Genomic DNA, 21,890 nt, shown 5'->3' with positions numbered 1-21,890 from the left:
CGATCGGTCGACTCGCAGGGACCACCCAGGTGCGGGATTCCATCGGCCCGAACCGCGCCTCCCCCTATCGCGTGTCGGTGGCGTGCAGAAGACTGAAGACCTCCCCGCACCACGACGAGCACGAGGCACCGATGACCCACTTCCTCACGACACCCCGCGGCGACCGCGTCGCCTACGACCGCACCGGAGAGGGTCCAGCCCTCATCTTCATCGCCGGCGCCGGTCCGTCCCGTGCGGGAGACGCCGTCACGACGGAGACCGCCGAGCGGGCGGCGGAACGCGGCATCACCACGATCGTGTTCGATCGGCTGGGTCGCGGAGAGACCCAGGCCGACGGCGTGCTCGACCTGGACCGCGAGCTCGAGACGCTCGCCGCCCTCATCGAGGAGGCCGGCGGGTTCGCCGTGCTCTGCGGTCACTCCTCCGGCTGCTCGATCGCCCTCGCGGCGGCGGTCAGCGGGCTGCCCGTCGTGGGTCTCGCCCTCTGGGAGGCGCCGATCGCCGGGGATCCTGCGGAGGCCCGGGCGTGGGCGACGGAGTTCCTCCGACTCCTCGACGCCGGTGAACTCGAGCCGGCGCTCGAGTGGTACATGAAGGACATGCCCCCGGAATGGCTAGCCGGAGCGAAGCAGTCGCCCGACTACCCGGCGATGGTCGCCGCCGTGGTCAGTCAGCGCGCGGATGCGGAATCGCTGCTCTGGGCCGCGTCGGCCCCCCACTCCGAGCTCTTCGCCGAGATCGGCGTGCCCGTGCTCACGATGCACGGTGAGCAGACCTTCGACGAGATGATCGCCTCGTCCGCCGACATCGCGGCGTCGATCGAGGGCGCCGTCACGAAGGTCATGCCCGGCGCCCACCACTCCTGGGAGCCCGGGCCCATGGCCGAGGAGCTCGCGCGCTTCACCATCGCCTCCTTCGCCGCCAGCCGCTGACGCCACGGGGGCGGCGCTTCGCCCGTGCTCTCCCACCCCGCACCATCCGAGTGGACGCAAAACGCGCCTCCGGAGCGCCCGCCACCGCGATTCGTGACAACTCCGGAAGAGAGAACCACCCGGGTGGACGCGAAACGCGGGTGTCGACGTGCGACACCCGCGTTTTGCGTCCACCCGGGAGAGGGTGACGTTCAGGAAGATCGATCAGCTCGTGAGGCCGTCGACGTAGTCCTGGTTGTCTTCGATCCACTGCTCGACGACGGGAGCGTAGTCGTCGCCGTCGTAGTCGACGAACATGGCCTGCTCGAGCGAGTACAGCGTGTCGAGGTCCATCTGGAAGTCACCCATCCAGCCGGCGACCTCGGGGAACTCGTCCGCGAAGTCGATCTTGCCGTAGGTGTGGAGCGACTCGGTGCCGCCGAGAGCGCCCTCGGGGTCCTCGAGCTCCTTCACCGGGTATGCGGTGTTGGCCCAGTGCGGGTCCCACAGGGTCGCGACGATGTTCTCGCCGGAATCCGTCGCGGTCTGCAGCTCGGTGAGCATGGCGGCGGTCGACGAGGTGACGAAGTCCATGTCCTCGAGGCCGTAGCCCGGGATGACCTCGTTCTCCATGGCGAGCGTCAGGCCGGCGCCCGGCTCAATGCCCACGATGGTGTTGTTGAACAGGTCAGCGTTGTCCGCGAGCTCCGTGAGGGAGTCGATCGGCGCGTCCTCGTTCACGACGACCGTGAGCTTCGACTCGTCGTTCCACGCGCCGAGGTCGGAGATGTCCTCACCGAACTCCTCGAGGTACGAGGCGTGGGTGCCGGGGAGCCAGACGTCCGTGGTCATGTCGTAGTCGCCGGAGGCGAGTCCCGCGAAGACGGGTGCGACGTCGGCGTACTCGAGCTCGACGTTGTAGCCCTGCTCCTCGAGCACGGCCTTCCAGAGCTCGCTCGTTGCGACGGCCTCGTCCCAGCCGTTGAACACGGCGATGGTGATGTCCTTCGACTCCTCCGAGCCTCCGGCGGAGTCGCCGTCGGCCGCGCAACCCGCGAGGCCGAGAAGTCCTGCTGTGGCGATCGCCGCGATGGCGACCTTGCTGTTCTTCTTCATTGTTTCCTTTCGTCCCGCTGGTGCGCGGGGGTGGGGGTTCTGGGGGCCGGCGTCAGCCGGTGGGGTCGGCGTGAGCCGGGGGCGGTCTCAACCGCCGGTGGGGGCCCTCCTCGGACCACCGACGACCATCCGCTCGGCGTGGTCCTGCGCGTCGCGCGACTCGTCCGTGCCGCTCGCCGCCGGCTTCTCGTCCACCGACTTCTTCGCCGAGCGCTTCGCGCCCTTGGTTCCGAACGACGCCGTCACGCGGTCGAGGAAGATCGCCAGGATCACCACGGAGAGCCCCGCCTCGAAGCCGAGACCGATGTCGATCCGGTTGAGGCTCGCGACGATCTCGCCACCGAGTCCACCGGCACCGACCATTCCGGCGATGACGACCATCGACAGCGCGAGCATGATGACCTGGTTGATGCCGGCCATGATCGTGGGGAGCGCGAGCGGCAGCTGGATCTGGCGGAGGATACGTCCGGGCGAGGCGCCGAACGCCTGACCGGCCTCGACGACCTCGCGGTCGACGCCACGGATGCCGAGCTCCGTGAGGCGCACACCCGGGGCCATCGCGAAGATGATCGTCGCGACGATCCCGGGAACCACGCCGACGCGGAACAGGATGAGTGCCGGGATCAGATAGACGAACGCCGGCATCGTCTGCATGAAGTCGAGGATCGGCTTCACGATCGTCGACGCGGTCTGCGAGCGGGCGGCGAGGATACCGACGGGCACGCTCACGACCACGGCGACGAGGCCCGCGACGAGGACGAGCGCGAGCGAGTCCATCGCGTTCTCCCACTGTCCGACGAGCTGGATGAGGACGAATCCGAGCACGGACCCGACGGCGAGCTTCCAACCCTTCACGAAGAACGCGATGGCCGCGGCGACGATGATGACCGCCCAGAAGGGCGGCGTCGAGAGCGCCCAGTCGACCCCGTCGTAGAGACCGAGGAAGATCGTGCGGATGACGTCGAAGAGCGGTTGGAAGACGTCGGTGATGACGTCGACGACGTCTTCGGCCCAATCGCCGATGGGGAGGCGGAGGTCGTTCATGCGCGGCTCCCCTCGATCGACGGTTCCGGTTCGCCGGCGAGGTCCGCCGTCTCGCGGAGCGTCTCGGTCATGACGTCGACGGGCACCGTCGGCGCCGGTCCGACGACGGCCATCTCCGAGGTGATGGCACTGCTCGTCACGTTGCCGAGGGCGGCGAGGAGGGTCACGCGCGGGATGGCTCCGAGGAGCCGGCCGGCATCGTCGACGACGGCCACCGGGAGCGGGCTCTCGGCGGACGGCTCGAAGAGGTCGACGAGGTGCTGCTCCCCGGTGACGGTCGCGGCGTCCGTGCGGACGATGGGCATGAGGTCCTTCTCGCCGCGCTTGACGAGCTTGAGCGCGTCCGTGTCGTGCACGACGCCGAGGAGCTTGCGGCCGTTGCCGACGACGAAGACCGCCGAGGTCTGGAGGTCGCGCATCGTCCGGAGGGCGGCGCGCGGGCCCGCCGTCGCGGAGACGACGGAGCGCGCGGGCTCCATGACGCCGGCCGCCGTGAGCACGCGAGCGCGGTCGACGTCCTGCACGAACTGCGCGACGTAGTCGTTCGCAGGGTCGGTCAGGATGTCGTCCGGCGTTCCGAGCTGCACGATGCGACCGTCGCGCATGACGGCGATCCGGTCGCCGAGGAACATCGCCTCGTTGAGGTCGTGGGTGATGAAGACGATCGTCTTGCCGAGCTCGCGCTGGAGTTCGACGAGCTGCTCCTGCATCTCGCGGCGGATGAGCGGGTCGAGGGCGGAGAACGCCTCGTCCATGAGGAGGATGTCCGTGTCGGAGGCGAGGGCGCGGGCGAGGCCGACGCGCTGCTGCATTCCTCCGGAGAGCTGGCCGGGGAACTTGTCCTCCCAGCCGGCCAAGCCGACGCGGTCGAGCACACGCTGGGCCCGCTCGCGGCGCTCGGCGACGGGCACGCCCTGGACCTCGAGGCCGTAGGCCGCGTTGTCCATGACGGTGCGGTGCGGCAGGAGGGCGAAGTGCTGGAAGACCATGGAGACACGCTTCCGGCGCACCTCGCGGAGGGCCGATTCGGAGACGCCCGCGACCTCGGTGCCGAAGACCTTCACGGAGCCCGACGTCGGCTCGAGAAGTCCGTTGAGCATCCGGATGAGGGTCGACTTGCCGGAACCGGACAGCCCCATGACGACGAAGATCTCGCCGACGTTGACCTCGAAGCTCGCATCGATGACCGCGGCCGTTCCGAGGCTCGCGACGGTGGATCGGTCGGCACCGTCGGCGAGGCGCTTGGCCGCTTCCTTCGGGCGTCGCCCGAAGACCTTGTACATTCTGTCCGCCCGAATGGCGACGTCGTTGGTCACAGATTCTCCGAAACACGCACGACGGATCACGCCCCGCGGTTCTTCTGGTCTCGCCCGGGCGGGAGGTCGTGTGCGATCGCCTCGCCCATCAAGCCGTGACGGCGCGCGTCTTCCTCGGGAGGAAGCTCCGGCGCTCGGGTCACGGCGAATCGGGACGATCGCTGGACCGATCATGGGACCGGTCCGACGCCTTCGCCATACGTTCGCTCGGGTGTTCCTCTGGGGACACCCCGAGCACTCGCGGACTCAGTTTTCGACCCATGCGGGCCTCGTCAACGCTAACAACCCACTGTCCGGATAGCGAACCGGAGGGTCCGGAAAACAGCCCTTGACAGCTTGTCTGCACCCCCGAAGACGGTGGTGAAACCAGTTCTCATCGGGTCATTCGCCGATCGTTACCGAGACGTGACAGAAACCGAGCGTCGGTCGGGTTCAACGGCGGCATATCGCGCGCCCGACGGAGTCACTCGAGCAGCAGCGCCGGCTCCTCGATGATCGATGCGACGTCCGCGAGGAAACGACTCGCGACGTCCCCGTCCACCACACGGTGGTCGAAGGATGCCCCGAGGGTCGTCACGAAGCGGGGGCGGACCTCGCCGTCGACGACCCACGGCTTCTGCTTGATCGTGCCGAGGGCGACGATGCCGACCTCACCGGGGTTGAGGATCGGGGTCCCCGTGTCCATGCCGAAGACGCCGATGTTCGTGATCGTGATCGTGCCGTTCTTCATGTCGGCCGGCGGCGTCTTTCCGTCGCGCGCCTCGAGCGTCTTCTGCTCGAGGGCCTTCGCGAGCTCCAGGAGGCTCATCGACTGCGCGTCCTTGACGTTGGGAACGAGGAGTCCGCGCGGGGTCGCGGCGGCAAACCCGAGGTTCACGAAGTGGTGGACGATGATCTCCTCGTCGGTCCAGGTCGCGTTGACCATCGGGTTGCGGCGCACAGCCCAGATCATGGCCTTCGCCATGACGAGCAGCGGCGACACCTTCACGCCGGCGAAGTCAGGGGAGGTCTTGAGGCGACGGGTGAACTCCATCGTGCGCGTCGCATCGACATCGACGAAGAGGCTCACGTGCGGGGCGCTGAACGCACTCGACACCATCGCGTTCGCGATCGCCTTGCGGACACCGCGCACCGGGATGCGTTCCTCGCGGCTGTCGCCCCACTCGGGCGTCTCGATGTTACGGAAGACGCTCGCCTGGCTGGCCTGGCGCACGACGTCGTCGCGCGTGATCTCACCCGCGAGACCGGTCCCCTCGATCTCGGCGAGGTCGACCCCGAGATCGCGCGCGAGCTTGCGGATCGGGGGCTTCGCGATCACGGGACCCGCAGACGCGGCGGGGACCGACGCGGGGGGCGTGGGCCGGCGAGCGGCGAGACCCTTGCGACGACGGGACGAGGCGTGACCACCCGTCCCGTAGCCGACGAGCACGGACCCCTCCCCCTCGTTCGACGGAGCGATCGTGGACGCGGTGTCGGCCGTGGCGCTCTCCGCCTCGGCCGATACCGAGGAGACGGCGGGGGCGGGGGTCGCCGGGTCGGGCGTCGCGGCGGCCTGGAGCCCCGTGGTCACCGTTGCGGGAGCGGGGGATTCCGGCCCGTCCGTCTGCACGGTGACGATCGCGGACCCGACCTCCACGGTCTGGCCCTCCTCCGCGAGCACGGATCCGATGACGCCCTCGAGGGGAGACGGGAGTTCGACGAGCGACTTGGCCGTCTCGATCTCGACGATCACCTGGTTGAGTTCCACGCGGTCGCCGGGGGCGACGTGCCACGACACGATCTCGGCCTCCGTGAGGCCCTCGCCGACGTCCGGAAGGGTGATGTTCTGCTCGCTCATGCGATGACTCCTGTGCTGTGGATCAGTAGGCGAGGGCGCGATCGACGGCCTCGAGGATGCGGTCGGCGTCGGGCAGGTAGACGCCCTCGAGCTTCGCCGGCGGGAAGGGGACGTCGAAACCGGAGACGCGCAGGACCGGCGCCTCGAGCGAGTAGAACGCCCGCTCGGCGACCGTCGCCGCGATCTCGGACCCGACCGACACGGACCCGGGGGCCTCCTGCGCCACGATGAGTCGGCCCGTCTTGCGGACGCTCTCGAGGATGGGCGCGTAGTCGATCGGGGAGATCGAGCGGAGGTCGACGACCTCGAGGCTGATGCCCTCCTCCGCGGCGAGCTCCGCCGCCTGGAGGAGAACGGCCACCATGGCGCCGTGGGCGAGGACCGTGACGTCGCTGCCGACCCGGACGACCCGGCTCGCGTGCAGCGGGACGGACGGGGCCGAGAGGTCGACGGCGCCCTTCTGCCAGTACCGGCTCTTCGGCTCGAAGAACATGACGGGATCGTTGGAGGCGATCGCCTCCTGGATCATCCAGTAGGCGTCGTGCGGCGTCGACGGACTCACCGAGCGGAGGCCGGCCGTGTGCGCGAAGTACGCTTCGGGGCTCTCCTGGTGGTGCTCGACAGCGCCGATGTGGCCGCCGTAGGGCACGCGGATGACCACGGGGAAGGCCTGATTGCCCTCGTGGCGGTTTGTGAGCTTCGCGAGCTGCGAGGTGATCTGGTCGAAGCCCGGGAAGATGAAGCCGTCGAACTGGATCTCGCACACCGGGCGGTAGCCGCGCATCGCGAGGCCGATCGCCGAGCCGACGATGCCGGACTCGGCGAGGGGCGTGTCGAGCACACGGTTCTCGCCGTAGGTCTTCTGGAGCCCTTCGGTGACCCGGAACACCCCGCCGAGGGTTCCGATGTCCTCACCCATGAGCAGGACCCGGTCGTCGGCGGCGAGCGCCGCGTCGAGGCCCGCGTTGAGGGCCTTCGCCATGGGCATCGTGGCGAGCTCGCTCGTCGTCGGTGTCTGCACCGTGCTGGTCTCCGTCATCGTGCGTCTCCCCCTTCGAGGCTCTCCTCATAGCGTTCGAGCCAGTCGAACTGCTCGGCAGTCAGCGGGTGCTCGTCCGTGTAGACGTTCTCGAAGATCAGCTCCGCCGGCGGCGACTCGAGCGCGAGAGTGCGGCGACGGGTGTCGGCCGCGTAGTCCTTCGCCTCTGCCGCGACGTCTGCGAAGAACGCGTCGTCGGCGCCGCGGGCACGCAGGTACGTCTGGAAGCGGGCGATGGGGTCGCGGGCGACCCACGAGGCCAGTTCGTCGTCGGTGCGGTACTTCGTGGGGTCGTCGCTCGTGGTGTGCGCGCCGATGCGGTACGTGAGGGCCTCGATGAGGCGCGGCCCCGCTCCGGAGCGGGCGTCGTCGAGGTTCTTCGCCGTCACCGCGTAGCTCGCGAGCACGTCGTTTCCGTCGATCTGGACGCTCGGGATGCCGAAGCCGGTGCCGCGGTGGAACAGCGGCGTGCGCGACTGGCGCGTGACCGGGACGGAGATGGCCCAGTGGTTGTTCTGCAGGAAGAAGACCTGCGGCGTCTGGTAGCTCGCGGCGAAGACGAAGGCCTCGCTGACGTCGCCCTGGCTCGTGGCACCGTCGCCGAAGTAGACGATGGCCGCCTGGTCCGCCTCGAGGTCGCCCGTCCCGCTCGCGCCGTCGAGGGCGATGCCCATGGCGTAGCCGGTCGCGTGCAACGCCTGCGAGCCGATGACGAGGGTGTAGAGGTGGAAATTGCCGTTGCGGGGGTCCTTCGGGTCCCAGCCACCGTGCGTCACGCCGCGGAGGAGGCGGATGACGTTCATGAGGTCGATGCCCCGGACGAAGCCGACGGCGTGCTCCCGGTAGGAGGGGAAGACGTGGTCCTGCGCGCGCGTGGCGAAGGCGGACCCCACCTGGGCGGCCTCCTGGCCGTGGCTCGGCACCCAGAGTGCGAGCTGCCCCTGCCGCTGGAGGTTGCCGGCCTCCACGTCGAAGGCGCGCACGAGGGTCATGTCGTGGAACATGCGCTGCAGCATCGCGTCGTCGATGCTCTCGGCGATGTCGCGGTACTCGTCGGCGCCGGCGTTCGGGGCGAAGGACCCGTCCGGTGCGATGAACTGCACGGGCGTGGGGGTCGTGTTCTCGGTCGGGTCGGTCATGCGCTGACCTCCATCCGTCTCGCGGGGTGGTCGGCGGGCAGCAGCTCGACGATGCGTCGACCGGCGGCGACGACGCCGTCGACGGCGGCCTCCTCGCCGATGGAGACGCGGACGCCGTCGCCGGGGAAGACGCGGGCGACGACGCCCTCGTCGAGGAGGATCTCTCCGACGGCCGTCGCCTCGTCGCCCGCGGCGATCCAGAGGAAGTTCCCCTGCGCCGTCGGCACGGCGAGGCCGAGACCGCGGAGGCGGCCGGCGAGGTCGTCCCGCCGGGCGGCGAGGGATCCGACGCGTTCGAGCAGCTCGGCCTCGAGGCCGAGCGAGACGATCGCGGCGCGCTGCGCCGGGTCGGTGACGGAGAGCGGGATCGCGGCGGCGCGTGCGGCGTCGAGCACGGGCGCAGGGCCCGCGGCCCAGCCGATGCGGAGTCCCGCGAGGCCGTACGCCTTCGAGAAGGTGCGGAGCACGACGAGGTTCGGGCGGGTTCCGAGCAGGGCGAGACCGTCGACGGCCGACTCGTCCGTGACGAACTCGGCGTACGCCTCGTCGAGGATGACGAGCACGTCGGAGGGGATCGCGTCGAGGAAGGCCGCGAAGGCGTCGGCCGAGACGACCGTTCCCGTCGGGTTGTTCGGAGAGCAGACGATCACGACGCGCGTGCGGTCGGTGACCGCGGCCGCCATCGCCTCGAGGTCGTGAGAGTGGTCGGCGCGGTTGGGGATCTGCACACTCGTGGCGCCGGCGACGGTCACGAGGCCGGGGTAGGCCTCGAAGGAGCGCCAGGCGTAGACGACCTCGTCGCCCGGGCCGGCGGCGGCGGTGATGAGCTGACTGAGGAGCGCGACGGAACCGGCGCCCACGTGCACCTCGTCGACGCTCACTCCCACTCGCTCGGCGAGCACCTCGCGGAGGCCGAGTGCCGAGGCGTCGGGGTAGCGGTTGACGGCGACCGCGGCGGCGATCGCCTCGATCACGCCGGGGAGCGGGGGGAAGGGATTCTCGTTGCTCGACAGTTTGAAGGCGTCGGGTCCGGCCGGACGGCCCTGTCGGTAGGGCGGGGTGGCCAGGATCTCCGGACGGAGCTTCACCGCGGGCTGCTCGGAGTTCGTCACCTTTCGAGTGTAGACGCGCGCTCCATAGCGGGACCGGAATACCGGGAACCCGGTCTCGCCACAGCCGCCGCGCGACTGGCGCCCCGCCGCGCGTTCATGGGATGATCACAGGATGGGCGGTCTCCTCCTTCGCATCGTGATCAACGCCGTCGCGATCTGGCTCACCACGCTGATCGTGGCGGGTGTCACCGTCACACCGTGGACGCAGGGCGACTGGGTCGCCACCGTCGTGACGTACCTGATCGTCGCGGTGGTCTTCGCCCTCGTGAACAGCGTCGTCGGCACCGTCATCCGGATCGTCGCGTTCCCCCTCTACATCCTCACGCTCGGGCTCATCTCGTTCATCGTGAACGGGCTGCTGCTCATGCTCGTCGCGTCCATCACGTCGCTCTTCGGCTTCGGCCTGCAGGTCGACGGGTTCTGGTGGGGTGTGCTCGGGGCGCTCGTCTTCGCCCTCATCAACGGGGTCTTCAACATCATCCTGCGCCCCCAGATGCGCAAGGCCCGCGACTGACGCTGCCGGCTCGCAGCGCCACGTTTCGCGGAGCCAGGACTCACGGCCTCCCGGTTCACGGCACCACCCGATCGGCCCGGTAGAGGCGCGCCTCCCCCGCAGACGCGTCAGGGGCGAGCCGACCGAGCGCTTCGCGGAGCTCGACGAGTCGCCGGTCGTCGGAGGCGTCCATGAGGCTCGCCGTGCGCTCGTACTCCTCGATGGAGTGGGCACCGAAGAGCGAACCGTCCTCGCTGTTGCGGGAGAACGTGTCGCGCGAGACGACGGTGCGCGCGTCGTCGACCGGTTCCGTTCCCGCGAGGGCCGGGACGAGATCATCCGTGTGTTCGACCGCGACGGTCGTCACGCCCTCGACCACCGGGATCTGGGCAGAGGGGGCCCCGAAGGTCACGACGGTGTCCACGGAGTACTCGCCGGACGCGGCCACGGCCGCCGCCACGAGACCGCCCTGGGAGTGCCCCGTGATCGCGACGGGTTCGCCGGATCCGACCCCCGCGTCCTCCATCGCCGCGAGCACCGCGCGGTAGGCGGCACCGTCCTCCCCGGCGACGGTGGTGACGGCCGACTCGATGTCGAAGGCCTCGTCCGACGACCCGGGAGCGAGTTCCACCGTGCCCCCGACGTACACGGCCCACCGCGCGCCGCCCTCCGGCGAGGTGTATTTCTCGATGCGCACTTGCGGGCCCCCTCCCGGGGTGGACGGGATGCGCGAGGCGACATCGGCCACTCCGGTCGGCGGCGGGGCCGTGACCGCGCGTCCGACAGGCGCGACCGTGACGGGCGTATCGACGAGGCGTGCTGCAGCACCCACGATCGGGGAGGACGCGAGCCCCGCGAGGCCCGCTCCCGCCGCGCCGCGCGGGACTCCCGTTGCACCCGCCACGAGGTCGTCGCTCACGGACACGAACGCCCGGACGAGACCCACGGCCCCCGGGTTGGAGACGTGCCGCGAATTGGCGACGACCCACCCGCCGAGGTCCGAGCCGAGACGCGCGACCGCGCGGCGGGTCACGGGGTTCGCCCACAGCACGCCCGCGATGGCGAGGGCCGGCGCCACGTAGGGCATACCCGCCACCACGACCGGCGCGATGAGCGCGGGGAGGCTGCGGGCGGCGACGAGGCCGAACGCCCGGGCCGCGAACCCTCCGAGACCGTCGAGGAGACCCTGCGCCACGTCCTCCGCTCCCCCGTAGACGGAAGCGGCGATCGCCGCAGCGCCTCCGACGCGCGTCGCCGAATCCGCGGCGCGCGCCAGCGCGGTATCGGCGGCCGCGAGATCGTCGCGCGCGAAGTCGTAGACGGACGCGCCCGGGATTCCCGCGAGCGCCGAGCCGGCCGAGAGCAGGTCGTATCGCCAGTCGGACATCTGCTCGGCGAGTGCCTCGAGCCGCGCGGCGGCCTCATGCAGCTCGTCGGTGTCCACGCTCGTGCGACCACCCGTCGAGACGTCGATGCCGCTCATCGCACGACCCGTCCCGCCATCGCCGGGACGGCCGGTTGCACCGTGGCGAGGAAGAGCAACGCCCGGTCGATCGCGTCCATCGACCGCGCCAGGAACCCGCGCGCGACGTTGAGCTCCTCGGCGACCTCGGCGACCCGCACCCGGTAGAGCGACGCGGCCCCGGAGTCCCAGTGCTCCGCCTCGGCCCGCGCCACGATGTCCCTGGCCGTCTCGCTCACCACGGCGTGGAGCCGCGCGACGACCCACCTCTGCGCCCTCAGCGCCTCGCGCAAGCGATCCAATCGCTCCGGCGTCATCTCGATCATGTCCGTCCTCCCCACCGAGCACGGCGCTCGGTCACCCCACTGTGGGCGACCCGGTCGCGGACGGATCGCGCTGATCGGGCGACTGTGGACGACAAGGACGGACCGGTGTCTCTGGACGACGGGTGGAGGACGGATGGACGGCAGGGGGAGGGCGGACAGCATCCGGAATCGGTCTGTGCAGGACGGGTCCCGTGGTCCACAATGGGCGAATGGACTTCGACGGCCCGACGACGAAGACGGTGCAACCCTTCCGCATCAGCTTCGTGTGCGCCGGCAACATCTGCCGGTCACCGATGGCCGAAGTGGTGTTCGCCCACCACGTCTCCCGCGCGGGCCTCGCGTCCCGGGTCGGCGTCGCGTCCGCCGGAACCGGCGACTGGCACGTCGGCGAACGCGCCGACGAGCGCACCATCGCCGCTCTCGCCCGGCGCGGCTACGACGGGCGTTCCCACCGCGCGCGGCAGTTCGATCCCGAGTGGTTCCCCGCCCTCGACCTCGTGGTCGCGCTCGATCGCAGCCACGAACGGATCCTACGATCGTGGGCGACCGGTGAGGAGGACCGTGCGAAGATCGGCCTTCTGCTCGGTTTCGACCCGGCTCAAGCCGCTCTCGCGGACGTGCCCGACCCCTACTACTCGGACGATCGGACCTTCGACGAGGTTCTTGGGATGATAGAGCGGGCGTGCACCGCACTGTTCCGCCAACTCGAACCCGCCGTCCGTCAGGGAGCCACACTATGACCGCACTTCCCCCTCAACCGCTCAGCCCGCTCGACGGTCGCTACCGCGCAGCCGTCACGGAACTGGGTGAGCACCTCAGCGAGGCGGGCCTCAACCGCGCGCGGGTGCACGTCGAGGTCGAGTGGCTGATCTTCCTCACCGACCGATCGATGTTCGGATCGAGCCCGCTCGACGAGACGCAGCGCGAGAGCCTGCGCGCCGTCGTGCGCGACTTCGGCCAGGCCGAGATCGACGAGCTCGCGACGCTCGAGGCGACGACCCGTCACGACGTGAAGGCCGTGGAGTACCTCGTACGCTCTCGTCTGACGAGCCTCGGACTCGACCACATCGCCGAGCTCACGCACTTCGCATGCACGAGCGAGGACATCAACAACCTCTCCTACGCGCTCACCGTGTCCGCCGCCGTGCGCGACGTGTGGCTCCCGAAGTACCGCGCCGTGATCGCGGTGCTGAGCGACCGGGCCCGCGAGTTCCGCGACGACGCCATGCTCGCGCGCACCCACGGTCAGCCCGCGACCCCCACGACGATGGGGCGCGAGATCGCCGTGACGGCCCACCGCCTCACGCGCATCGCGGAACAGATCGACGGCACCGAGTACCTCGGCAAGTTCTCCGGGGCCACCGGGACGTTCTCGGCCCACGTCGTCGCCGATCCCACGGCCGACTGGCCGGCCCTCTCGCGCGACTTCGTCGAGGGCCTCGGGCTCACGTGGAACCCGCTCACGACGCAGATCGAGTCGCACGACTGGCAGGCCGAGCTCTACAACCGCGTCTCACATGCCAACCGCGTGCTGCACAACCTCGCGACCGACGTCTGGACCTACATCTCGATGGGGTACTTCCGTCAGATCCCGCAGGCCGGTGCGACCGGTTCGTCGACGATGCCGCACAAGATCAACCCGATCCGCTTCGAGAACGCCGAGGCGAACCTCGAACTCTCCTCCGCGCTCCTCGACTCGCTCGCCGCGACGCTCGTGACCTCACGCCTGCAGCGCGACCTCACGGACTCGACCACCCAGCGCAACATCGGCGTGGGGCTCGGGCACTCGCTCCTCGCTCTCGACAACCTCACGCGCGGGCTCGGCGAGATCGACCTCGACCGCACGGCCCTCGCGGCCGATCTCGACTCCAACTGGGAGGTGCTCGGCGAGGCCATCCAGACGGTCATCCGCGCCGAGGTGGCCGCCGGTCGCTCGACGATCTCCGACCCGTACGCCCTCCTCAAGGAGCTGACGCGCGGCAAGCGCATCGGTCACGACGACCTCACGGCCTTCGTGAGCGGGCTCGACATCGGCGACGACGCGAAGCAGCGCCTGCTCGCGCTCACCCCCGCGAGCTACATCGGCGTCGCGTCCGAGCTCGTCGACTACCTCCCGTAGCGCGCCCCGAGACCATAAAACGGAGATCGTGCGCGTCGAGACGCGCACGATCTCCGTTTTATGTCCTGATCAGGGGGGGGTACCGGTCGCCTGTGCGGGCGTCAGTGAGACGAGGGGCGATCCTGGTCCGCGATGTCGCGCTTCTCATCGTCCGTCGGCGCGATCGACAGCGCGAACATCGCGAGCAGCACGAGGCCGACGATGAAGGCGACGCCGAACCCGATGAGGCCGATGACGATGTCCCGCGTGGACATGAAGGCGATGAGCCCCGTGAAGAGCCCCATCGCGGCGGCGAGCGCCAAGAGCTCGACGGGCTTCAGCACGTCGCGCATGCTCGGTCGGTTGGCCTTGCTCACGATGCGGACCTCTCGTCGAGGGCAGAGGCGTCCGAGGCGGGACCCCTGGAGCGCTCGCCCTTGTAGGTGAAGGCACCGATCGCGAGATACGCTGCGACGATCGCGGCGTACGCCCCGAAGAGGCCGACGGCCATGATGGACGTCGTCATGGTGCCGGAGACGCCCTCGGCGCCGGTGAAGTTCGTGGTGAAGTCCGGGGGGACCGCGAGGAAGACGATCCCGAGGAGGATCGTGATCACGCCGACGACCATCCAGTCGCGGGCGAGCGGCGAACGCTCACGCCCGAGGACCCCCGCGACGAGCTCGAGGAACCCCGCGACGACCGCCCAGGCGACGATGAGGTAGACGTAGGCCGGGGGCGTCGGCGACGTGAAGGAGAGGACGAGCGCCGTGATCGCGGCGACACCGGAGACGCCCGCTTGCGCCAGGAAGAGCCTCCGAGACGCGCGGTCCTCGCCGAGTCGGGACGCACCGAACACTCCCCCGACGACACCGGCACCGAGAGCGAAGACGCCGAACACGAGAAGACCGAGGGTGCTCGAGTGATCGAGCGAGAAGGTGGTGACGAGAGCGGCCACGGCCGCGACGGCGGCGCGGACGAGCGGGACGGGCCAGTACGTCCGGGCGATTCCGCTCGTCGAACCGAGCGTTGCGCGGGGGTCGACTCCGGCGGGGTGAGCCACGGTCAAGGCCTCTTTCGGTGGGTGCTGTCGTACCCCTCCAGTCTACGGGCTCGCTCCGCGTGGGCGGACCGGGACGAGGGGCCCCACGAGCGCGGCACCCCCGACTCTCCACCCCTGTCAGGCGTAGAGCTCGCCCACCGGGACGGGGACGCTCAGGACATTGCCGGGTTGGGCGAGCGGGCACGCCCAGGCGGGATCGTAGGCGCACGACGGGTTGTACGCGAAGTTGAGGTCGAGCACGATCGTGCGGCGCTCGGTGTCCGAGCCGAGGTCGGCCCCCTTGATCGTGTCGAGCAGGTAGCGGCCCCCTCCGTAGGTGCCGCCTGGCCTGCCCGCGAGCGCGTCGCGCACGGGAACGAACAGACCGCCGCCGTAGGTCGTCAGTCGCCACACGTCGAGCGAGCCGGCGTCGGGGATCTCGACCCGCCCGATCCGCTCGAAGGGCACGACCCCGTCCGTCCCGGTGGGGAACTCGAAGGACCCGGGTTCCGCCTCGAGGATGGGGAGCTCGAACCGCCAGTCCGCGTCGTACGGCGCGACCGGGAGCCCGTTGAAGCGCTCGCGCTCGTCGCCCGTGAGCGCACTGGCCGGGTGCGTGCCCATGAGGTCGTCGCGCCCCGTGCGCCAGAGCGCGTGCGCCTCGGCCGGGTCGGGCGTGCGCCGCACGGCGTCGTAGAGGGCGAAGACGCTGCGGCGCCAGTCGGCGACCTCCAGCGCGGTGCGGGCACTCGAATCCGTCATTCGGACAGGGTACGCCTGTGGGGGTGGATCGAACCGCCGCTACCGCCCGCGAGCTGCGATCTCCGCCATGTGGGCGTGAGCGTCCGCCATGGCGGGATCGGTCGCGCGGGGATCGTCGGAGGCTCCGGAGCGCATCATGTCGTCGAGGTACCGGCGGTCTCGGTCGAGCCGCGTCATCGCGTCGTGCCCGACCGTGCCGTGTCCCGGGTCGACGACACGGGCCTGCCGGACGAAGGGCTCCAGCCTGTCGAGGGCCTCGACGTACGCGGCCACGTCGTCCGGGTAGAACGGCAGCGGCAGCTCGACGTCACTGAGCATGTCTCCCGCGATGAGCACGCACTGTCGGGGAAGCCAGAGCGCCGTGTGGCCGGGAGCATGACCGTCGTGCGTGATGAGCTCGACGTCCGAACCATCCGGCACGGACTGCTCCGGTACGACGTCTCCGATCGCTGAGACGCGTCCCATGCGATCCGCGAGGTCGTCGGGGAAGTCCGGTCCGAGGAACTCGACGAGCACGTCCCTCTCGCTCACGGACAGGCTCGCCGTGCGCTCGGATGCCCACCGCGGCGCGTCACCCAATCCCGGGTGCCAGAGGAGGTGGTCCTGATGCGCGTGCGTCGCGAAGCCTCCGACGACGCGGAGTTGCCGGCGGTCCAGCTCGGCCGCGATCGCTTCGAGCTCGTCCGGCATCCAGGCCGGATCGACCAGCAGGGCGTCGGCGCCACCGACCACGATGGTCGAGTTCGTCGACATGCGGCGACTGGTCGTGGTTAGCACACCGTCCGCGACGGAGACGAACTCGGTCAATCGACATCCCCTCTCGCATCGGCGGATCCCCTGCGCACCGACGTCGTCCCCGGGTTCAGAGTCGCCCTGGATCGGGGCCGGGGCCGGGTCCGTGAAGCGGGAGAGGTGACCGCGGACCCGACGGCGCCCAACGGCACCCTCGAGCGCTGTCCGTCAATCCTTGCCGTCATGCGGACAGGCTACGCCGCCGTCGTCTGGGCAGACGTCCACAGTGGCCCCGTCACCGTGCGCGGGTACCGACGAGGCCCGCACCGATGAGACCGGCCACGTGGAGCAGGGGTCGGGCGACGACGGAGGCGGCCGGGTTTCCGAGGAGGTGGATCAGGCTGACGGGTCCGAGCGATTCCTTCAGGGCGGGCACGGCCCACTCGCGGAGGTTGTGATGGTATCGCCGCAGAGCCTCATCGAGCGGGACGTCGCCGTTGAGATGTCGGCCGATCTGGTCGGCGAGTTCGCCGGCGTCGAGGAGAGCGGTCGCGGCGGCGCGCCCGCCGGTCGGAGGCATGGCGTGGATCGCGTCACCCAGCGCGGTGACATGACGCGGGTCCCACGGCGTCAGATCGCTGTCGGGATGCGCCGCACGAAAGCCGTAGGCGGCTACCCGATCCCGGTTCGTCCTCGCGATCTGCGACTGCACCCAGGGGTGCCACCGATGAGTCAACCGCATCGCGGTCTCCACCAAGAGGTCGGCGGTCATCTCGCCGGCGCCGTCCACTCGGTGAGCCGGGGCGATGAGACCCCACACGAGCGACGGCGGTCCGACGGCGGCGGCGAGCGCCGGTGAGACCGGCCCGGACCCACGTGATGTGAGCGACAGGAACATGCCGGTGCCATCGGCTGAGAACACCAGTGCGGGTCCTCGCCGCAGAAACCTCGGCACCGGTGCTCCGACCGTCCGAGGCGTCGAGCCGGCAATGCCGGTCAGGCGCAGGTCATCGCTGAGACGCGCTGTCGTCACACATCGGACGGTCGGCGAGTTCGCACCCTCCGCACCGACGACCAGGTCGGCGACGATGCGCTCACCGGTGGACAGATGGACCACCGCACGACCCTCCAGCTGCTCGACCCGGTCGACGCGAGACGACCAACGCATGCGGCTCTCGAGCCCGCTCATCAGCAGCAGACGCAGAGCGCGGCGCTGGGCGAGCAGCCGATCCTCCCCAGCGTCCTGAGCATCGATGACGAGCGGTCGCAGCCGGTCGGTCGCGACGGTGAAATGAGCGAACTGATCGGCTCCGTCGCTGACCGCACGAACCTGCGCCATCAGGTCGGGATCGAGATGACGGACGAGCACCGCTGTGGCCGCCCCGTTGATGGCGAGCCGGTATCCCCCTGTGGACACCCATCACCGTCGCGCTCGACCACGAGCACATCGCAGCTCCGACGCAATGCCTGCGCGAGGGCCAACCCCCCCGATCCCCGCGCCACACACGACCACCCGCATGGCTCACATGATCGCATCCGCCCCGCCGATTCGGAAGGTCCGTCTCGACGCCGCGTGAGCAGGTCGCCTCTCGGAACAGGAGGGGGCTGGATGGCTAGATCGGGGCCATGTCCGTGAAGCGGGAGAAGTGGCCCTGGAAGGCGACCGTGACCGTGTCGGTGGGGCCGTTACGGTGCTTCGCGACGATGAGGTCGGCCTCGCCCGCGCGCGGGTTCTCCTTCTCGTACGCGCTCTCGCGGTGGAGGAGGATCACCATGTCGGCGTCCTGCTCGATCGAGCCCGACTCACGGAGGTCGGAGATCGCGGGCTTCTTGTCAGCGCGCTGCTCCGGTCCACGGTTCAGCTGCGACAGGGCGATCACCGGCACCTGGAGCTCCTTCGCGAGCAGCTTGAGGGCACGGGAGAACTCCGAGACCTCCTGCTGGCGGCTCTCGACGCGCTTTCCGGACGTCATGAGCTGGAGGTAGTCGATGACGACGAGCTTGAGGCCCACCTTCTGCTTGAGCCGGCGGCACTTCGCGCGGATCTCGACGAGGGTCATGTTGGGGCTGTCGTCGATGTAGAGGGGCGCGTCGTTGATGCGGCCGCGAACGGATGCGATCGTGGTCCAGTCGCGTTGGTCGAGCGTTCCCTTCCGCATGCTCTGCAGCGGCACGGATGCCTCGGCGGACATGAGGCGCATGGCGATCTCGGATCGCCCCATCTCGAGGGAGAAGAAGATGGCCGGCATGTTGTGCTTGATGGCGGCGGCGCGCGCGAGGTCGAGCGCGAGCGTGGACTTACCGAGGGCCGGTCGCGCGGCGATGATGATCATCTGGCCGGGGTGCAGTCCGTTGGTGAGCTGGTCGAGGCCAGAGAAGCCGGTGGGGACGCCCGTGAACTGGCCGTCCCGGCCCTTGGCGGCCTCGATGTCCTCGATCGCCGCGTCGACGGCGACGTTGAGCGGGACGTAGTCCTCGGTGTTGTCGTTCGCGGCGACGGAGTAGATCTCCGCCTGGGCGTTGTTGACGAGGTCGAGGACCTCGCCCTCTCCGGCGTAACCCATCTGGACGATGCGGGTACCGGCCTCCACGAGGCGGCGCAGGAGCGCGCGCTCCGCGACGATCGAGGCGTAGAAGCCCGCGTTCGCCGCCGTGGGCACGAGAGCGGTGAGCGTGTGGAGGTAGTCGGCGCCTCCCGCACGCTGCAGGTCGCCCGTCTTGATGAGCTCGTCCGTGACCGCGATGACGTCGGTGGGCTCGCCGTGCGAGTACAGCGAGAGCAGCGCATCGAAGATGATCTCGTGCTTCGGCACGTAGAAGTCGCCGCCGCGTACCGTCTCGACGACATCGGCGACCGCGTCCTTCGACAGCATCATGCCGCCGAGGGCCGACTGCTCCGCGAGCATGTCGTGCGGAGGGGTGCGCTCGCCCTGGCGCTTCTCGTCGGAGGAGAATTCGTCGGTGAGTCCGAGATGCGCGATCGACATACGACCCTTCCTGGAGTGATGTGGTGCCCGTGGACCCGCTCGTCGTGATCCGTGCCGTACCGCTCCGTACCGTGCTCCCGCATCCGTGATGGACGCGGACGCGGTCTTGCAGTGGATCCGGCCTGAACGGCGTCGTCCATACCAGTGAACCGCGTACCCCCGACAGCGCCTCGAGAGCCGCGCCGGTGGTCGCCTTCCGGCGTCGCCTCACACTAGGGATCGGCCCGACGACCCGCCAAATGTGCCCTGTGGATAACCCTGTGGGAAACATGGGTGAAACGCCGCGCAGCTTGTGTAGACAGCCTGTGGACAACTGAGGTCTCTTGAGCCATTTCGGTCGCTTAAGTGTGCCTTGACCAGGGCTTTAGAGTTTCCACTGCCTGTGGGTAAAACCAGCCTCAACCACTGCTTGAGACTTTGGATTTGACTTTCCACCTGTGTACAAGTGTGTGGATGTCCGGCCCGCTGTCGCACCGTTGTGGCCCCCTCGAACGGGGCATCCTCATTGCGCGCAGTTCCGCAGGAGTCCGTCTCGGGCACGGCGGACGCCGCCCTTTCGAGCGGCCTCGAGGCCCCTGGGCGCACGAAAAGGGCGACGACCGGACATTGCCCGATCATCGCCCTTCACGACGTCACGTGCGGTCGAAGACCGCTCGCGACCTACTTCGCTGCGACCACCTGGAGGGTGATCGTGGCCGAGAGGTCCTCGCGGAGGCGAAGAGTCGCCTCGTGCGTGCCCACGACCTTGATCGGGGTGGGGATCTCGATCTTGCGGCGGTCGACCTCGCCCAGCCCGGCGGCCTTGACGGCCTCCGCGATGTCGGTGGTCTTGACCGAGCCGAAGAGACGACCCTCGTTGCCGGCCTTCACGACGAGCTTCACGGTGTTCGACTCGAGGTTGGCCTTGAGGGACTGGGCCTCTTCGAGCGTCGCGAGCTCACGGGCGGCGCGGGCCGCCTTGATCTGCTCGATCTGCTTGGCACCGCCACGCGTCCAGGAGACGGCGAAGCCCTGCGGGATGAGGAAGTTACGGGCGTACCCGTTCTTCACCTCGACGATGTCGCCAGGTGCGCCGAGGCCGGTGACCTCGTGCGTCAGAATCAGTTTGGACATGGGTGCGCTCCTTAGCGGCCAGAACCGGCGTAGGGAAGCAGTGCCATCTCACGCGCGTTCTTGACGGCACGTGCGATGAGACGCTGCTCCTGGACGGAGACACCGGTGATGCGACGAGCACGGATCTTGCCGCGCTCGGAGATGAACTTGCGCAGCGTCGGGACGTCCTTGTAGTCGATGACGCCGACGCGGATCGCCTTCGCGGGGGCCGCGTTCTTCGCGCCCTTCCCGCGGGCGGGCTTGCGGCTCGGGCCGCCAGACTTTCCAGCCATGTGGGTTTCCTTTACGTATGAAGAGTGTTCTCACCGATCGGGGCGCTGGGCGCCTGGACCGGTTGTGAGGATCAGAAGGGGGTGTCGTCCGAGTACGAGCCGGGGGTGTTCCACCCGTCGGCCGAACCGGAGTTCGACGTGGCGGGGGCGCTTGCGGCCCACGGCTCGTCGGACACGGCAGGAGCTCCGCCACGACCGCCGCCGCCGCCAGCACCGGCGCCGCCGGAGGACTGTGCGCGCGTCACCTGAGCGGTGGCGTAGCGCAGCGACGGGCCGATCTCGTCGATCTCGAGTTCGATCGACGTGCGCTTCTCGCCTTCCTTCGTCTCGTAGGAACGCTGCTTGAGGCGCCCGGTCGCGATGACCCGGCTGCCCTTCGTCATCGATCCCGCGACGTGCTCGGCGAACTCCCGCCACACGCTCGCCCGGAGGAACAGCGCTTCGCCGTCCTTCCACTCGCCGGAAGCCCGGTCGAAGGAGCGAGGGGTGGAAGCGATCGTGAAGTTGGCTACCGCCAGCCCGTTCTGCGTGTAACGCAGCTCGGGGTCTGCCGTGAGGTTGCCCACGACGGTGATGATCGTTTCGCCGGCCATGGGACTAGGCGTCCTTCGCGACAGCCTTGGCGGGTGCCTTGGCGGCGCGTTCGGCCTTCGCGTCTGCGCGCTTCTTCTCGGCGGCGACGAGAGCGAAGCCCTCTTCGGCACGGAGAACCTTGGTGCGCATGACGGCCTCCGACAGCTTCAGCTGGCGGTCGAGCTCGTCGGTGGACTTGGACTCAGCCGTGAAGTTGACGACGGCGTAGATGCCCTCGGTCTTCTTGTTGATCTCGTAAGCGAGACGACGGCGGCCCCAGATGTCGACGTTGTCGATCGTTCCACCATCGTTGCGGATGACGTTGAGGAACTTGTCGAGACTCGGAGCGACGGTGCGCTCGTCGATCTCGGGGTCCAGGATGACCATGAGTTCGTACTGATGCGTCACTAACCCACCTCCTTCGGACTTGAACGGCTGCAGACGGTCTGCAACAGGAGGGTGCGTAGCATCGTTGCGACGGCGGAAACGGATCGAATCCGGACGGGCAACCTCCCCAGC

The 21,890-nt window shown here is 69.4% G+C and carries 23 protein-coding genes; 4 read left to right on the top strand and 19 right to left on the bottom strand.

Annotated features, from left to right (window positions below):
• Nucleotides 1-131 precede the first annotated feature (131 nt).
• On the top strand, nt 132-932 hold the full coding sequence (locus tag ELQ94_RS01315) for an alpha/beta fold hydrolase (protein WP_127046400.1): 801 nt from the start codon (nt 132-134) through the stop codon (nt 930-932).
• Between the two features lie 204 nt (nt 933-1,136).
• On the opposite strand, the gene ELQ94_RS01310 is transcribed toward ELQ94_RS01315, so the two are convergent.
• From ELQ94_RS01310 to ELQ94_RS01280, 7 genes are all read right to left on the bottom strand, one after another.
• The gene (locus tag ELQ94_RS01310; RefSeq protein WP_127046398.1) at nt 1,137-2,027 is read right to left on the bottom strand and encodes a glycine betaine ABC transporter substrate-binding protein; all 891 of its coding nucleotides are present in this window, start codon (nt 2,025-2,027) and stop codon (nt 1,137-1,139) included.
• A gap of 87 nt (nt 2,028-2,114) precedes the next feature.
• Nucleotides 2,115-3,071, bottom strand: coding sequence for an ABC transporter permease (locus tag ELQ94_RS01305; protein ID WP_127046396.1), 957 nt, complete (start codon nt 3,069-3,071; stop codon nt 2,115-2,117).
• On the bottom strand, nt 3,068-4,354 hold the full coding sequence (locus tag ELQ94_RS01300; RefSeq protein ID WP_127047234.1) for a quaternary amine ABC transporter ATP-binding protein: 1,287 nt from the start codon (nt 4,352-4,354) through the stop codon (nt 3,068-3,070). Before ELQ94_RS01300 ends, ELQ94_RS01305 begins: the two co-directional genes overlap by 4 nt.
• Before the next feature lie 496 nt (nt 4,355-4,850).
• On the bottom strand, nt 4,851-6,224 hold the full coding sequence (locus ELQ94_RS01295) for a dihydrolipoamide acetyltransferase family protein (RefSeq protein ID WP_127046394.1): 1,374 nt from the start codon (nt 6,222-6,224) through the stop codon (nt 4,851-4,853).
• Nucleotides 6,225-6,246: 22 nt separating this feature from the next.
• Nucleotides 6,247-7,263, bottom strand: a complete 1,017-nt coding sequence (locus ELQ94_RS01290; RefSeq protein WP_127046392.1) for an alpha-ketoacid dehydrogenase subunit beta — start codon at nt 7,261-7,263, stop codon at nt 6,247-6,249.
• On the bottom strand, nt 7,260-8,402 hold the full coding sequence (locus tag ELQ94_RS01285; protein ID WP_127046390.1) for a thiamine pyrophosphate-dependent dehydrogenase E1 component subunit alpha: 1,143 nt from the start codon (nt 8,400-8,402) through the stop codon (nt 7,260-7,262). The genes ELQ94_RS01290 and ELQ94_RS01285 overlap by 4 nt, the downstream gene beginning before the upstream one ends.
• Nucleotides 8,399-9,514, bottom strand: coding sequence for a histidinol-phosphate transaminase (locus ELQ94_RS01280; protein ID WP_243696810.1), 1,116 nt, complete (start codon nt 9,512-9,514; stop codon nt 8,399-8,401). Before ELQ94_RS01280 ends, ELQ94_RS01285 begins: the two co-directional genes overlap by 4 nt.
• Before the next feature lie 112 nt (nt 9,515-9,626).
• Here ELQ94_RS01280 and ELQ94_RS01275 point away from each other — a divergent pair, with 112 nt between their 5' ends.
• Nucleotides 9,627-10,028, top strand: a complete 402-nt coding sequence (locus ELQ94_RS01275; RefSeq protein WP_127046388.1) for a phage holin family protein — start codon at nt 9,627-9,629, stop codon at nt 10,026-10,028.
• 55 nt (nt 10,029-10,083) lie between these two features.
• Here ELQ94_RS01275 and ELQ94_RS01270 read toward each other — a convergent pair whose 3' ends face one another.
• Both ELQ94_RS01270 and ELQ94_RS01265 read right to left on the bottom strand, forming a co-directional pair.
• Nucleotides 10,084-11,490: a hypothetical protein gene (locus ELQ94_RS01270; RefSeq protein ID WP_127046386.1), complete on the bottom strand. Its 1,407-nt coding sequence runs from the start codon at nt 11,488-11,490 to the stop codon at nt 10,084-10,086.
• Nucleotides 11,487-11,795, bottom strand: a complete 309-nt coding sequence (locus tag ELQ94_RS01265; RefSeq protein ID WP_127046384.1) for a hypothetical protein — start codon at nt 11,793-11,795, stop codon at nt 11,487-11,489. The genes ELQ94_RS01270 and ELQ94_RS01265 overlap by 4 nt, the downstream gene beginning before the upstream one ends.
• A gap of 209 nt (nt 11,796-12,004) precedes the next feature.
• Here ELQ94_RS01265 and ELQ94_RS01260 point away from each other — a divergent pair, with 209 nt between their 5' ends.
• Complete coding sequence (locus ELQ94_RS01260) at nt 12,005-12,535, top strand: low molecular weight protein-tyrosine-phosphatase (protein ID WP_127046382.1); 531 nt, start codon at nt 12,005-12,007, stop codon at nt 12,533-12,535.
• Nucleotides 12,532-13,914, top strand: coding sequence for an adenylosuccinate lyase (gene purB, locus ELQ94_RS01255; protein ID WP_127046380.1), 1,383 nt, complete (start codon nt 12,532-12,534; stop codon nt 13,912-13,914). Before ELQ94_RS01260 ends, purB begins: the two co-directional genes overlap by 4 nt.
• 101 nt (nt 13,915-14,015) lie before the next feature.
• Here purB and ELQ94_RS01250 read toward each other — a convergent pair whose 3' ends face one another.
• From ELQ94_RS01250 to rpsF, 10 genes are all read right to left on the bottom strand, one after another.
• Nucleotides 14,016-14,270 (bottom strand): hypothetical protein, encoded by a 255-nt coding sequence (locus tag ELQ94_RS01250; protein WP_243696809.1) that lies wholly within the window; start codon nt 14,268-14,270, stop codon nt 14,016-14,018.
• Nucleotides 14,267-14,953: a DUF308 domain-containing protein gene (locus ELQ94_RS01245; RefSeq protein ID WP_166404618.1), complete on the bottom strand. Its 687-nt coding sequence runs from the start codon at nt 14,951-14,953 to the stop codon at nt 14,267-14,269. The genes ELQ94_RS01250 and ELQ94_RS01245 overlap by 4 nt, the downstream gene beginning before the upstream one ends.
• Before the next feature lie 117 nt (nt 14,954-15,070).
• Nucleotides 15,071-15,694 carry a DUF1684 domain-containing protein gene (locus ELQ94_RS01240; protein ID WP_127046376.1) on the bottom strand — a complete coding sequence of 208 codons (624 nt, stop codon included), beginning with the start codon at nt 15,692-15,694 and terminating at the stop codon, nt 15,071-15,073.
• A 39-nt stretch (nt 15,695-15,733) separates the two neighbouring features.
• Nucleotides 15,734-16,447: an MBL fold metallo-hydrolase gene (locus ELQ94_RS01235; RefSeq protein WP_127047228.1), complete on the bottom strand. Its 714-nt coding sequence runs from the start codon at nt 16,445-16,447 to the stop codon at nt 15,734-15,736.
• A gap of 274 nt (nt 16,448-16,721) precedes the next feature.
• A complete protein-coding gene (locus ELQ94_RS01230; protein WP_127046374.1) occupies nt 16,722-17,843 on the bottom strand; it encodes an FAD-dependent oxidoreductase in 1,122 nt (373 codons plus the stop codon).
• A gap of 196 nt (nt 17,844-18,039) precedes the next feature.
• Nucleotides 18,040-19,413, bottom strand: a complete 1,374-nt coding sequence (dnaB, locus tag ELQ94_RS01225) for a replicative DNA helicase (RefSeq protein WP_127046372.1) — start codon at nt 19,411-19,413, stop codon at nt 18,040-18,042.
• A 660-nt stretch (nt 19,414-20,073) separates the two neighbouring features.
• Nucleotides 20,074-20,526 (bottom strand): 50S ribosomal protein L9, encoded by a 453-nt coding sequence (gene rplI / locus ELQ94_RS01220; protein ID WP_127046370.1) that lies wholly within the window; start codon nt 20,524-20,526, stop codon nt 20,074-20,076.
• 11 nt (nt 20,527-20,537) lie between these two features.
• Nucleotides 20,538-20,798 (bottom strand): 30S ribosomal protein S18, encoded by a 261-nt coding sequence (gene rpsR, locus ELQ94_RS01215; RefSeq protein ID WP_106562406.1) that lies wholly within the window; start codon nt 20,796-20,798, stop codon nt 20,538-20,540.
• 71 nt (nt 20,799-20,869) lie between these two features.
• Nucleotides 20,870-21,391 (bottom strand): single-stranded DNA-binding protein, encoded by a 522-nt coding sequence (locus ELQ94_RS01210; RefSeq protein WP_127046368.1) that lies wholly within the window; start codon nt 21,389-21,391, stop codon nt 20,870-20,872.
• Nucleotides 21,392-21,395: 4 nt separating this feature from the next.
• Complete coding sequence (gene rpsF / locus ELQ94_RS01205) at nt 21,396-21,779, bottom strand: 30S ribosomal protein S6 (protein ID WP_127046366.1); 384 nt, start codon at nt 21,777-21,779, stop codon at nt 21,396-21,398.
• Between the last annotated feature and the right edge of the window lie 111 nt (nt 21,780-21,890).

This window comes from Labedella endophytica (assembly GCF_003990045.1).
Lineage (GTDB): Bacteria > Actinomycetota > Actinomycetes > Actinomycetales > Microbacteriaceae > Labedella > Labedella endophytica.
The sequence above is the reverse complement of the archived record's forward strand: the minus strand, read 5'-3'. Positions and strand labels throughout refer to the sequence as shown.